The following is a 12578-nucleotide window of genomic DNA, read 5'->3' as shown; positions in this document are numbered from 1 at the left end:
TGCTGTGTCTGGAAACCGATGAAGAAACCAGACAGATTCATCTTCAGAACGGATGTCCTGAATGTCAATAAAGGGCATAAATGCTGCGTCAATAACGAAGGGGATCACTTTGAAAAACCATTCTGCATTACCGGTAATACCCTGGGTTGGTGGTAAGCGTAAACTGGCAAAAACCATTTTGCCATTGTTCCCTGAGCACACCTGCTACGTCGAGCCGTTCTGTGGCGGCGCAGCGATGTTCTTTATGAAAGAGCCATCGGATGTTGAGGTGCTGAACGATATCAACAGCGATATCGTTAATTTATACCGTGTCGTGCAGAATCACCTGGAAGAGTTTATAAGGCAGTTTAAATGGGCTTTAACCAGCCGGGAAATATTTACCTGGGCGAAAGTGACTCCACCGGAAACCCTGACCGATATCCAGCGCGCAGCCCGCTTCTATTACCTGCAAAAACTGTCCTTCGGTGCCAGGGCTGACAGCCGGGCTTTCGGAACCAGCGCCACCAGTCCTTCCAGCCTGAACCTGATGCGCCTGGAAGAAACGCTGTCCGATGCCTGGCTGCGCCTGCAGCGCGTGACGATTGAACATCTGGACTGGCAGGAGTGCATACGTCGCTATGACCGCCCCGGCACGCTCTTTTATCTCGACCCGCCGTACTGGCAAACACAGGGCTACGGTGTACCCTTCGGTATCGAGCAGTACCAGTTCATGGCGGAAACGGTAAGAGGGATAAAGGGGAAAGTGATAATTTCAGTGAACGACCACCCGGACATGCGGGCGGTGTTTGACGGGCTGGATATACGCAGCACCAGTACTACTTATTCGGTTGGCGGTAATAACGGCCACAGGGCGGCAGAGTTGCTCATCTGTAACTTTACCCCAGCCTGACTTTAAGCGCCGGGGTTACAGCGCCGTGCCCCCGGACTGAGTGAGCATGTAGTGGCCCCAGCGTGTTTTCTTCAAATAACCGGCCAGCTCCATCTGGGTAACGATGAATTCTGCGTTACCCACTTCGATGCCAGCGCAGTCGGCCAGATCGCTAAGTGGCCATGTACTGCGAACGCCAGCCCTGACCATCGAATCTCTGATGCAGCGAGCAGTATCGGTCATAGGGCGGTTTTTAGCGGTCTGGATGGTCATGTTGTGCTTCCCATAGCGTGTTTTCGTTGGGTCAGACACTAACTCTGGTTGCGGCATCTATCCAGTCCAGTCTGGCGAGAACGCAGAGACATGCATCACGAATCTGCACTCGTTCAAAATTCAATCATTTTGAAGGGTATTTGATTTGAAATTCCTGTGAAAAATCAAATCAAATACCCTTCAAATCAGTATCAAAAAATTTTCCGCGCTACATGCGCGGCTCCAACGGCATGGATCACGTGGAACGTATTAAGATTTTGAAACTGATGTGGGATGCCATCGGCAGCGAGTTTGGTGGTCGTCACGAGCTGTATGAGATCAACTACTCCGGCAGCCAGGACGAAATCCGTCTGCAGTGTCTGCGTCAGGCACAGAGCTCTGGCAACATGGACAAAATGATGGCAATGGTCGACCGCTGCATGTCCGAGTACGACCAGCATGGCTGGACAGTGCCGCACCTGCACAATAATTCCGATATCAACATGCTGGATAAGCTGCTGAAATAACGCAGCGGGAGGTTTCAATGCATACAGAACAACGCCTGCGTTTTCGCGATGCGATGGCCAGCCTGTCGGCGGCGGTTAACGTTGTCACCACCGAGGGCGATGCAGGACGCTGCGGTATCACCGCCACCGCCGTCTGTTCAGTCACGGACACCCCACCATCGCTGATGGTCTGCATCAATGCCAACAGCGCCATGAACCCGGTTTTCCAGGGTAACGGTAAGCTGTGCGTCAACGTGCTGAACCATGAGCAGGAGATCATGGCCCGCCACTTCGCCGGGATGACCGGCATGGCAATGGACGATCGCTTTGCCCTCTCCTGCTGGCAGAAAGGTCCGCAGGGGCAACCGGTGCTGAAGGGCGCGCTGGCAAGCCTTGAAGGCGAGATTAGCCAGGTGCAAACCATCGGCACCCATCTGGTTTATCTCGTTGAAATTAAAAACATCATTCTGAGCGAAGCGGGACACGGCCTGATCTATTTTAAACGCCGTTTCCACCCCGTCATGATGGAGGCTGAAGCCGCAGTGTGACCCCCTCCTGCGCTGGCCGTTTCCCGGCCAGCGCCAATTTCCACAAAAATTCCTAAGGTTTCCGCTTAATCACGCCGTTATATAGCCATAAGAGAAATTTTCTGTGTCTGAATACTGACAATACATGTCAGTGCTACCCGCATCATTCAGCGCATACCCTAATATACAGGAAGACCTTATGGCTAAATCGACGCGGAGCCGCTCGGCTGAACGTCTGGTCGATATTCTGGTTGAGTTACATTTAAATGGTGTGGTAAACCGCAGTGCGCTCATGGAAAAATTTAAAATTACCGAGCGCACCGTCTACCGGGATTTAAATGCGCTTTCACCTATTGTGGAACATACCGGTAACGGGCTGTATCGTCTGATCCACTCCGCACAATCTCCCGGTGGACAAGGATTACATCACACGATTGCTAACTTCCTGAATGCCGATAGCTTTTTCCCGGAAAGAAATACGGAATTCTGGCAGAAACTTGAAACACGCGTTGACGAAAATCATATTCTTATTCTTGGCAACGAAGCAGAGCACACGGTAGAACGTGATATTCGTCGCTATTTATCGAAAATCGAGAAATCGATTAAGAATCGTAATGTATGCCAGATCGTTTATAAGGGTAAAACCCGCCTGATTAATCCCTATAAACTCATTAACAATAAAAATATATGGTATTTACAAGCCACCGAGAATAGCCGCCTAAAATCCTTCTCGTTGAGTCAGATTAGCTGGTTTGATATTCAACAAAAAACCTTCACGCCGGAAGAAAATGCGCTCGGGCTGCTGGAAAAAAGCCGCGATCCGTGGGTGTCGGAAGACACTTTCGAAGTGAAAATATTCATTAAAGATACTATTTCACATTACTTTATGCGCCGCGACCTGCTGCCGGAACAAGAGCTTGTCGGTGAGCAGCACAACGGCGTCACGCTGCGCTGTCAGGCGGCACACGAGAACCAGATCCTGCCGCTGCTGTTCTACTGGCTGCCGAACATTCAAATCCTGGAGCCCAACTGGCTAAAAGAGAAGCTGCTTAAAACGCTGGAAAATTATCTGGCGGTAGAGCGCACAGCAGATAACCACGTGATCTCAATCACATAATTTCTCCCGGCGGCGGCGAGACGGAACCACTCGCCGCCCTCTTTGACCGCTCACCTGGCCCTTTCAACCGCTCATTCATTTACCTGTCTTTACACGCGCGTGGTTCTGGCACGATCGCTCCAGCATTAATCAATACCTCCTCATAACGAACCCTGACCCTTTTTCATTACATAAAAAACCAGGTCTTACTATGGATACGAAAAAACTACTGAAGCACGTGCCCTGGGCGTTACTCGGGATCCTCGGCGCTTTTTGTCTGGCGGTTGTCGCACTACGCCGGGGCGAACACGTAAGCGCCCTGTGGATCGTCGTTGCGTCTGTCTCCGTCTATCTTGTTGCTTATCGCTACTACAGCTTATACATCGCGCAGAAGGTCATGAAACTCGACCCGACGCGTGCCACTCCGGCGGTCATTAATAATGACGGCCTCAACTACGTGCCCACCAACCGCTACGTGTTGTTTGGTCACCACTTTGCCGCTATCGCCGGTGCGGGTCCGCTGGTCGGCCCGGTTCTGGCCGCGCAGATGGGCTACCTGCCTGGTACCCTGTGGCTGCTCGCGGGCGTAGTGCTGGCCGGGGCGGTGCAGGACTTTATGGTGCTGTTTATCTCTTCTCGCCGTAACGGCGCCTCTCTGGGTGAGATGGTGAAAGAGGAGATGGGCCGCGTGCCGGGGACCATCGCACTGTTCGGCTGCTTCCTGATTATGATCATCATCCTCGCGGTGCTGGCGTTAATCGTGGTGAAAGCGCTGGCCGAAAGTCCGTGGGGGGTCTTCACCGTCTGCTCTACCGTGCCGATTGCGCTGTTCATGGGTATCTACATGCGCTTTATCCGCCCGGGTCGCGTGGGTGAAGTGTCGGTGATTGGTATTGTGCTGCTGGTTGCATCCATCTACTTCGGTGGCGTGATTGCGCACGACCCGTACTGGGGCCCGGCGCTGACCTTCAAGGACACCACCATCACCTTCGCGTTGATTGGGTATGCGTTTGTCTCCGCTCTGCTGCCGGTCTGGCTGATCCTGGCACCGCGTGACTACCTGGCGACCTTCCTGAAAATCGGCGTTATCGTCGGTCTGGCGATCGGCATCCTGGTGATTAACCCGGATCTGAAAATGCCGGCAGTGACCCAGTACATCGACGGTACCGGTCCTCTGTGGAAAGGTGCGCTGTTCCCGTTCCTGTTTATCACCATCGCCTGCGGTGCGGTCTCTGGCTTCCACGCCCTGATTGCTTCCGGTACCACACCGAAGCTGCTGGCTAACGAAAAAGACGCGCGTCTGATTGGCTACGGCGCAATGCTGATGGAGTCTTTCGTGGCGATCATGGCGCTGGTTGCCGCGTCCATCATCGAACCGGGTCTCTACTTCGCGATGAACACCCCTCCCGCAGGCCTGGGCATTACCATGCCAAACCTGCATGAGATGGGCGGTGATAACGCGGCGCTGATCATGGCGCAGCTGAAAGATGCGAGCGCACATGCTGCCGCAACCGTTAGCTCCTGGGGCTTCGTGATTTCGCCTGAGCAGATCATGCAGACCGCGAAAGACATTGGCGAACCGTCAGTCCTGAACCGCGCCGGTGGCGCACCGACGCTGGCAGTGGGTATCGCACACGTGTTCCACAAAGTGCTGCCGTGGGCGGACATGGGCTTCTGGTACCACTTCGGTATTCTCTTTGAAGCGCTGTTCATCCTCACCGCGCTGGACGCCGGTACCCGTGCGGGACGCTTTATGCTGCAGGACCTGCTGGGTAACTTCGTGCCGTTCCTGAAGAAAACCGACTCTCTGGTGGCGGGTATTCTGGGAACCGCGGGCTGCGTGGGTCTGTGGGGTTACCTGCTGTATCAGGGCGTTGTCGACCCGCTGGGCGGCGTGAAGAGCCTGTGGCCGCTGTTCGGTATCTCTAACCAGATGCTGGCCGCTGTCGCCCTGGTTCTTGGCACCGTTGTACTGGTGAAGATGAAACGCACCAAATACATCTGGGTCACCGTGATCCCTGCGCTGTGGCTGCTGCTCTGCACCACCTGGGCGCTTGGTCTGAAACTGTTCAGCGCCAATCCGCAGCTGGAAGGCTTCTTCTTCATGGCTAACCAGTACAAAGAGAAAATTGCCGCAGGCGGCGCGGACCTCACTGCCCAGCAGATTGCCAACATGAACCACATCGTGGTGAACAACTACACCAACGCAGGTCTGAGCATTCTGTTCCTGGTGGTGGTGTACAGCATCATCTTCTACGGCATCAAAACCTGGCTGAACGTGCGTAACGCCGACGGTCGTACGGATAAAGAAACCCCGTATGTCCCGGTACCGGAAGGCGGCGTGAAGACCTCTTCACACCACTAATCCGCCCTCGCAACCCTCTCCCTGCGGGAGAGGGTTAGGGTGAAGGGAAACTACGCCCGGCAGCCCCTGCCGGGCTTTTTCTATCTGGAAGGCACAATGTTTGGTAACTTAGGCGAAGCGAAAAAATACCTCGGTCAGGCGGCGAAAATGCTGATTGGCATTCCGGACTATGACAACTACGTTGAGCATATGAAGACCAACCATCCGGATAAACCGTACATGACCTATACCGAATTCTTCCGCGAGCGTCAGGAAGCGCGCTACGGCGGGAGTGGAGAAGGCGGCGTACGCTGCTGCTAAAGGAGAGACCATGACCCCGATTGCCGTCACCCTGCTGACCGGTTTCCTTGGCGCCGGTAAAACCACCCTGCTGCGCCACATTCTGAACGCGCAGCACGGCTTCAAAATCGCCGTGATCGAAAACGAATTCGGCGAAGTCTCGGTCGACGATCAGCTGATTGGCGATCGCGCCACGCAGATCAAAACCCTGACTAACGGCTGCATCTGCTGCACCCGCTCAAATGAATTAGAAGACGCCCTGCTGGATCTGCTCGACAGCCGCGATCGCGGTGAAATCGATTTTGACCGCCTGGTGATTGAATGCACCGGTATGGCTGACCCCGGCCCGATTATTCAGACCTTTTTCGCCCATGAGATCCTCTGCCAGCGCTACCTGCTGGATGGCGTCATTGCGCTGGTCGACGCGGTTCATGCCGACGAACAGATGAACCAGTTCACCCTCGCCCAGTCGCAGGTGGGCTACGCCGATCGCATCCTGCTGACCAAAACCGACGTGTCGGGCGACAGCGAAAAACTGCGCGAGCGCCTGACGCGTATCAACTCGCGGGCGCCGATTTACATCGCGACGCACGGTGATATCGACCTCTCGCAGCTGTTCAACACCAACGGCTTTATGCTGGAAGAGCATGTCACCTCAACGCCGCGCTTCCACTTTATGGCAGATAAACAAAACGACGTCTCGTCGATTGTGGTCGAGCTGGATTACCCGGTGGACATCAGCGACGTCTCCCGCGTCATGGAAAACCTGCTGCTCTCTTTTGCCGACAGGCTGCTGCGCTACAAAGGGATGCTGTGGATTGATGGCGAACCGAACCGCCTGCTGTTCCAGGGCGTACAGCGGCTGTACAGCGCGGACTGGGACAGACCGTGGGGAGATGAAACGCCGCGAAGCGTCATGGTGTTTATTGGGCTACAGCTGCCGGAAGACGAGATCCGGACAGCGTTTGCAGCACTGCGCAAATAACCGTACGAACGCAGCCCTCTCCGCAGTTGCGGAGAGGGCTGTGAGATTATTTCAGCGCCTCGGGCAGCGTCACAATCCACAGTTCGCTTTCTGACGCCGGCTTCGCCAGCGGCTTCACGGCGAGGGTGGTCGCAACCGGTTTATCATCAATCGTGAGCGCACCTTGCGAATTCACCCGATAATCCTTGAGCTTCTTGCCCTCAACCGGATTTTCCATCGCCACCTTCACGCCAAAGTCGTTATCGTTCGCGACCGCCAGCGTGTTGTTGTCAATCAGCGCTAGCCCTTCGGCCTTTTCCTGCTGCCAGCCAAGCGCGCGCAAATCCACTACCTGGGTTTTAGCCGCCAGCGTAATGCCGCGCTGGGCCAGCGTCTTCTCGTCATCAAACTCCGGGTATTCGCCCGGCTTATCGAAGCGTGTCAGATCGCTCGCCTTGCTGAGGTCCACCTTGTAGATGAGGTTGCGCATGCCATCGTTTTTATCGCTGCCCTGCTCAATCAGCAGCAGGTGCTGGTTATCAAGCGCCACAATATCGCCAATTTTGGCGTCACTGTTTTTGCTGTAGGCCGCGCTGTCGATGGGATAACCGTACATCGCGGTTTTCCCGGTCGCCGGGTCGAAGCTCACCAGGCGGGTAAACAGCGCCTGTTTTTTGCTTTTGCCGTCGATATCCAGCGTGCTTTGCACCGCGGCAATGATACGCCCGTCCGGCATACGGGTCAGGCCTTCAAAGCCCCGGTTTGGTTGACGCCATTTAATAATATTCGGCAAGCCGCCCGCGATGGATTTCTCGCCTTGCGCCGCCTGCGGACCGTGAATCGCCAGGATCTTGCCTTTGCTGTCGACGTTAATCAGGAACGGACCGTATTCGTCACACAGCCAGTAACCGCCTTTACCGTCCGGCGTGATACCTTCCGTATCCAGCCCGCGATTGTCGCCCTTCAGCACCTTTAACGTGTCACTGAACGCCACTTCATTGGTCGAGCCAATCACGCCGCTTTGCAGCGGCAGACCGTTGATCTCGCCTTTATCGTCATGCAGAGGGCGTGCATCGACGGCCTCCGCTTTGCCATTTTGTACGCGAATCGTCATCAGCAGCGGAGCGAAATCGGGCGTGACAAAGATTTTGGCTTCATCTTTCCCCACTTTCGGCGAATCCGCATTCGGACCGCGATCGGTCACGGTCGCAAACGTCAGGGTATCGCCCTGTTTACCGGTAAACAGCAGGCCAGAGCCGATCCCGACCGGGAGCCCCTTCGGGAACGCACCGGCAAACGCGCCGCTGTAGCTCACGCGCGTGCCTTCGGGGAAGCTGACAACATAGTGTTCGGCCGTGGGCTGCGCCGCCAGGCCAGAGAAAGAGAGCGCACAACCGATAAGCACAGGAATAATTTTTCTTTTCATATTGTTAGTATCCAGAAAGTGAAGCCAACAACGTAAAGAACAAACGTGTCAGTAAAATGACACCGCAGAGATACGCGGGCAGGCAATTGCAGGAGCATGAACCGCCAGAAATGTAAAACTAAACCACAAAGTGTAAAATTTGAAATGTTTCTGGAAATTATTAGAAAGCCAATTAATTCATGTCAAACGGTTATCCTCTGTCTCGTTCAGTGTCTATTTAGTCAAAAAACTAAACCTGTCCTAAACGTCCAGGCAATACATATTGACCCGGCGATAACTAAACATGAAAGCAACATTTCAAAAGCCAGCCATTAACAAAAACAGCATAAAAACACGATCTTAATCACATTTGCAGTCATAAACATCGCTTGTTAAGGTGGCCTCAGATGAAATTAATGACGAGGCACAAAACATGAAAAAACTGAATGTTCTTCTTCTTTCTGCTCTGACCGTCCTGTCGGGTTCCGCGCTGGCTATGGGCGGCACGATTGAGCAAGGTAAAAACTTTACTAACCTTAATCTGGAAATGGGTAAATCCTCATCCGGTGTGTACCTTGAAAGCAACTGGCTCAAAAACACCGATGACGGCACGCAAACAGGTGGCGTTGGCGCCGGTTACAACCTGGAAGTGGGCCCGGTGATGCTGAATGCCGGTGCCAAAGCAATCTACCTTGGCCCGAAAAAAGGCGATAACGGCGTGGCATTCCCCATCGGTGGCGGTATTAACGTTGCGCTGACGGACAGCATCCACGTGTTTGGCGAAGGGTATGCCGCACCAGAAGGTCTGAACAACAGCGTGAAAAATTACGTGGAAGCCAACGGCGGTGTGAGCTGGACGCCAATCACGCCTGTGACGCTGAAAGTGGGTTATCGTCACGTAAGCGTTGACGGCAAAGACGGTCGTCCTGGCCACACGCTGATCGACGGCGCATATGTAGGCGGTGGAGTCACCTTCTGATGAAACACCGCATTACCGCGCTTTGCGTTCTGAGCATCACGCTTCTGCTCACCGGTTGCGTCCAGTATAAATGGGTGAAACCGGGAGTCAGTGACGCTGAGATGAATAAAAAGCTCACGGAATGCGAAGCACAGGCCCTGATTGATCTGCCCCCGGACAATGTTGTGACCGGTTCGAGCTCGGAAAAAATGGACAAATCGAAAAAGAAAAAGGATATTTCCACGAGCTACACGGTTGAAGACGCGAATGAATATCGCCGGGATACCTTAGTCGACAGCTGCATGTTCAAAAGCGGCTGGGATAAGATTGAAGTGCAATAACCCCAAAAAAAACCTGCCGAATGGCAGGTTTTTTATTCGCGAAGTTACTTACGCACCACCACCAGCTTCTGGTTCACAAACTCTTTGATCCCCAGGTCCGACAGTTCGCGTCCGTAACCGGATCGCTTCACGCCGCCAAACGGCAGCTCTGGCGCGGTATCGGTGAGCCAGTTGATATACACCATGCCGGTCTCAATACGCGACGCCATTTTCTTCGCCCGCTCGATATCCTTGCTGAACACCGCGCCGCCCAGACCATAGTGGGAATCGTTCGCCAGTGCGACCGCTTCGTCATCATTTTTCACCACATAGATCTGCGCCACCGGGCCGAAGAACTCCTCAAAGTAGGCCGGGTTGTCGCGCGAGATATGCGTCAGGATCGTCGGCTCAAAGAAGCACCCGTCACGCTGCACCGGTTTGCCACCGTAATGCAGCGTCGCGCCGTTTTTCACCGCCTCATTGACCTGTCTGGTCAACGTGTTCAGCGCATCCTGAGAGGACAGCGGCCCCAGGGTGGTGCTCTCGTCCAGCGGATCGCCAATCTTCACCTGCTTAAATGCCTCGGTGAATTTCGCGAGGAAGGCATCCGCAATCTTCTCATGCAGGATGAAACGCTTCGCCGCCGTACAGACCTGGCCGGCGTTATTGAGTCGGGCATTCACGCCCGTCTTCACGGCCTTCTCCAGATCGGCATCATCCAGCACCACAAAGACGTCATTACCGCCCAACTCCAGGGTCGATTTTTTGATGTGCTTCGCCGCCTGCGCCGCGACCACGCTACCCGCTTTTTCGGAACCGGTCAGCGCGGCACCCTGTACACGATCGTCGGCGATGATGTTCGCCACCTGATCCGACGAAATAAACAGGTTGGTCCATGCCCCTTCCGGTGCACCGGCCTCGCGCACCAGATGTGCAAACGTCTCTGCACAGTGCGGCACGATGCTGGCGTGTTTGGCGATCACCGGGTTACCGGCCGCCAGGTTCGGGGCGAGGACACGCATCAGCTGGTAATAAGGGAAGTTCCACGGCTCAACGGCCATCAGCACGCCAATAGGGTGGTGCTCGACCCACGCTTCCCCGAGTTCGGAGTCGTACTTCACCGGGGCGAGGAACCGTTGGGCATTATCCGCGTAGTAGCGGGCGATTTGCGCGCACAGTTTCACTTCACCGCGGCTCTGCTCAATGAGCTTACCCATCTCCTTGCTGGCAATTTTGGCCAGATCCTCCGTACGTTCGTCGATGAGGTCCGCAAGTTTACGCAGTACCGGCAGGCGCTGGTTAATGTCGCCTTTTGCCCAGTCCGAATGGTAAAGCGCATCGGCCGCCTTCAGCGCCGCTTCAACATCCGCGTCGGTATGGGAGGGATATTCTTTGATGAGCTGGTTTGTGGCAGGATTTACTGTCTGGTAAGCCATGTCGAATCTCCTTGTTTTACCGCTTAGGGTATTAAGGGTAGACAATATGACTGGCGATGGACGTAAAGTTGGGTATATCCGGAAGGTTCTTAGCGTGGTACTGCAACATGTCGCGCGGGCATGGTATAAAAAACGTTCCTGACAGGAGTTCCCCATGACCGAGACCCGACACATCCGCCAGACCTTTCATCGCGCCTGCGGCCACGAGCTGCGCAGCACGTGGCAGAGCACCCAGGCGTATAAACGTCATTGTCACCCACAGCTCTCTATTGGCGCGATCCTGGAAGGCCAGACGTGCTGCACAGTCCATGACAGGGAGTATATCCTGACCCCTGGCGACATCATCGTCATTCCGGCGCATGCGCCCCACAGCTGCAACCCGGTGGCGGGACAGCCACGCAGCTACCACATGCTGTATATCGACACTGACCTTTCGCTGGCACTGCAGGTCATTCGCGACCAAACGCTGTTTAATCACTATCTTGGAGTGGTTGAGAACATGACCGCGGCCTCCCTGAACGCACTGCTTTGCGCCCTTCCCCCCTCTACAGGCCGCATAGATAAGCCCCATTCACTGAGTCAGCAGGTGCAAGAGGCGTTTCTGTCGAACCTCACCGCTCCGCCTTCCCTTGACGACCTTGCCCGGCGATTTTCACTGCGCAAAGAGACGTTAATCCGCACCTTTAAACAGGACACCGGCCTGACGCCAGGACGCTTTCTCAGCATCTCTCGCGTGGAATACGCCAAAGCGCGACTGCGTGCGGGAGATGATCTCGCCGATGTCGGTTACCAGAGCGGGTTTGCCGACCAGAGCCATTTCCATAAAACCTTCGTCAGCTACACGGCCGCCACGCCTCGCCAGTACGCGACGGGCCGATCAATATCAGACAATAATCAGGATACGTAACGCCGTAAGGTGATCTCCGTTTTTGCTCTGGAGGTCACGATGGAACTGTTCTTCCCTTCCGCTTTTCTCGCCCTGGCGCTGGCGCATTTTGTAGCCCTGTTAAGCCCCGGTCCGGATTTCTTTTTGCTGGTCGGTTACGCCGCGCGTTACCGGCTGCGCGGCAGTGCCGGGTTGTGCCTCGGTATCGCCGCGGGTAACGCGCTCTATATTGTGCTGGTGATTATCGGCTGGAGTGCCCTGCGCACGTTTTCGTGGCTGTTCACCCTTATCGAATTATCCGGCGCGCTCTACCTGCTCTGGATTGGATCGCGGCTGGCGCGCAGCCGCCCGCAGACGCTTGCGCTCAATGAGACTCATCAGCGGTGCCCCTCATTGCGTAAGCAAATCCTGCTGGGGCTCGGTTCGGCACTGTTAAACCCGAAGAATGCACTTTTTTATCTGGCGCTCATGACGGCGCTGTTAGGGCCGGATGTCACGCTGCTTCAGCAGTCAACCTGCGGTGTCTGGATGGTAATGGTGGTGCTGGTCTGGGATTTAGCGCTGGTGTCGCTGATGGGCTTGCCCGTGGTTCAGCGGACGCTCAGCCGTTCACTCTGGCTGATTGAGCGAACCGCTGGCGTGGTACTGATGGCGTTTGGTGGGTGGGTCGTGTGGCGTTTTTTGCATTTTCTTCCCGCCTCCCTCTATTCTTAAGC

The 12578-nt window shown here is 55.0% G+C and carries 13 protein-coding genes and 1 pseudogene; 11 read left to right on the top strand and 3 right to left on the bottom strand.

Annotated elements, in window-relative coordinates:
- Positions 1 to 109: 109 nt before the first annotated feature.
- Entirely contained in the window at positions 110 to 889 is a 780-nt protein-coding gene (locus AAIR21_RS18060) for a DNA adenine methylase (protein WP_434681808.1), read from the top strand.
- Between the two features lie 15 nt (positions 890 to 904).
- Here the strand turns inward: AAIR21_RS18060 and AAIR21_RS18055 are convergent, their stop codons facing one another.
- Positions 905 to 1141, bottom strand: a complete 237-nt coding sequence (locus AAIR21_RS18055) for a hypothetical protein (RefSeq protein ID WP_434681805.1) — start codon at positions 1139 to 1141, stop codon at positions 905 to 907.
- A 209-nt stretch (positions 1142 to 1350) separates the two neighbouring features.
- Between AAIR21_RS18055 and AAIR21_RS18050 the strand changes: the two are divergent.
- The 6 genes and pseudogenes from AAIR21_RS18050 to yjiA form a co-directional block, all read left to right on the top strand.
- Positions 1351 to 1647 (top strand): annotated as a pseudogene (locus AAIR21_RS18050) (4-hydroxyphenylacetate 3-hydroxylase C-terminal domain-containing protein); the annotation flags it as partial.
- Between the two features lie 17 nt (positions 1648 to 1664).
- Entirely contained in the window at positions 1665 to 2174 is a 510-nt protein-coding gene (locus tag AAIR21_RS18045) for a 4-hydroxyphenylacetate 3-monooxygenase reductase subunit (RefSeq protein WP_020885312.1), read from the top strand.
- A 178-nt stretch (positions 2175 to 2352) separates the two neighbouring features.
- Positions 2353 to 3270 (top strand): helix-turn-helix transcriptional regulator, encoded by a 918-nt coding sequence (locus AAIR21_RS18040; RefSeq protein WP_047366576.1) that lies wholly within the window; start codon positions 2353 to 2355, stop codon positions 3268 to 3270.
- A 190-nt stretch (positions 3271 to 3460) separates the two neighbouring features.
- Positions 3461 to 5614, top strand: a complete 2154-nt coding sequence (locus tag AAIR21_RS18035; RefSeq protein ID WP_014168479.1) for a carbon starvation CstA family protein — start codon at positions 3461 to 3463, stop codon at positions 5612 to 5614.
- Between the two features lie 96 nt (positions 5615 to 5710).
- Entirely contained in the window at positions 5711 to 5914 is a 204-nt protein-coding gene (locus tag AAIR21_RS18030) for a YbdD/YjiX family protein (RefSeq protein ID WP_003856610.1), read from the top strand.
- A 10-nt stretch (positions 5915 to 5924) separates the two neighbouring features.
- Entirely contained in the window at positions 5925 to 6878 is a 954-nt protein-coding gene (gene yjiA / locus AAIR21_RS18025) for a GTPase (protein ID WP_183516785.1), read from the top strand.
- A gap of 46 nt (positions 6879 to 6924) precedes the next feature.
- On the opposite strand, the gene AAIR21_RS18020 is transcribed toward yjiA, so the two are convergent.
- Positions 6925 to 8283 carry an esterase-like activity of phytase family protein gene (locus tag AAIR21_RS18020; protein ID WP_183516786.1) on the bottom strand — a complete coding sequence of 453 codons (1359 nt, stop codon included), beginning with the start codon at positions 8281 to 8283 and terminating at the stop codon, positions 6925 to 6927.
- 412 nt (positions 8284 to 8695) lie between these two features.
- Here AAIR21_RS18020 and AAIR21_RS18015 point away from each other — a divergent pair, with 412 nt between their 5' ends.
- The gene (locus AAIR21_RS18015) at positions 8696 to 9241 is read left to right on the top strand and encodes a YfaZ family outer membrane protein (protein WP_014168475.1); all 546 of its coding nucleotides are present in this window, start codon (positions 8696 to 8698) and stop codon (positions 9239 to 9241) included.
- Positions 9241 to 9561: a hypothetical protein gene (locus AAIR21_RS18010; protein ID WP_020885318.1), complete on the top strand. Its 321-nt coding sequence runs from the start codon at positions 9241 to 9243 to the stop codon at positions 9559 to 9561. The genes AAIR21_RS18015 and AAIR21_RS18010 overlap by 1 nt, the downstream gene beginning before the upstream one ends.
- A 44-nt stretch (positions 9562 to 9605) precedes the next feature.
- Here the strand turns inward: AAIR21_RS18010 and AAIR21_RS18005 are convergent, their stop codons facing one another.
- Positions 9606 to 10976, bottom strand: a complete 1371-nt coding sequence (locus AAIR21_RS18005) for an NAD-dependent succinate-semialdehyde dehydrogenase (RefSeq protein ID WP_183516787.1) — start codon at positions 10974 to 10976, stop codon at positions 9606 to 9608.
- A gap of 154 nt (positions 10977 to 11130) precedes the next feature.
- On the opposite strand from AAIR21_RS18005, the gene AAIR21_RS18000 reads away from it, so the two are divergent.
- The gene (locus tag AAIR21_RS18000; RefSeq protein WP_183516788.1) at positions 11131 to 11883 is read left to right on the top strand and encodes an AraC family transcriptional regulator; all 753 of its coding nucleotides are present in this window, start codon (positions 11131 to 11133) and stop codon (positions 11881 to 11883) included.
- 39 nt (positions 11884 to 11922) lie between these two features.
- Positions 11923 to 12576 carry a LysE family translocator gene (locus AAIR21_RS17995; RefSeq protein ID WP_020885321.1) on the top strand — a complete coding sequence of 218 codons (654 nt, stop codon included), beginning with the start codon at positions 11923 to 11925 and terminating at the stop codon, positions 12574 to 12576.
- Positions 12577 to 12578: the final 2 nt, after the last annotated feature.

This window comes from Enterobacter sp. PTB (assembly GCF_051130085.1).
GTDB classification, from domain to species: Bacteria; Pseudomonadota; Gammaproteobacteria; order Enterobacterales; family Enterobacteriaceae; genus Enterobacter; species Enterobacter ludwigii.
Note: the sequence above shows the minus strand (reverse complement) of the source record. Positions and strands in the feature narration are given on the sequence as shown.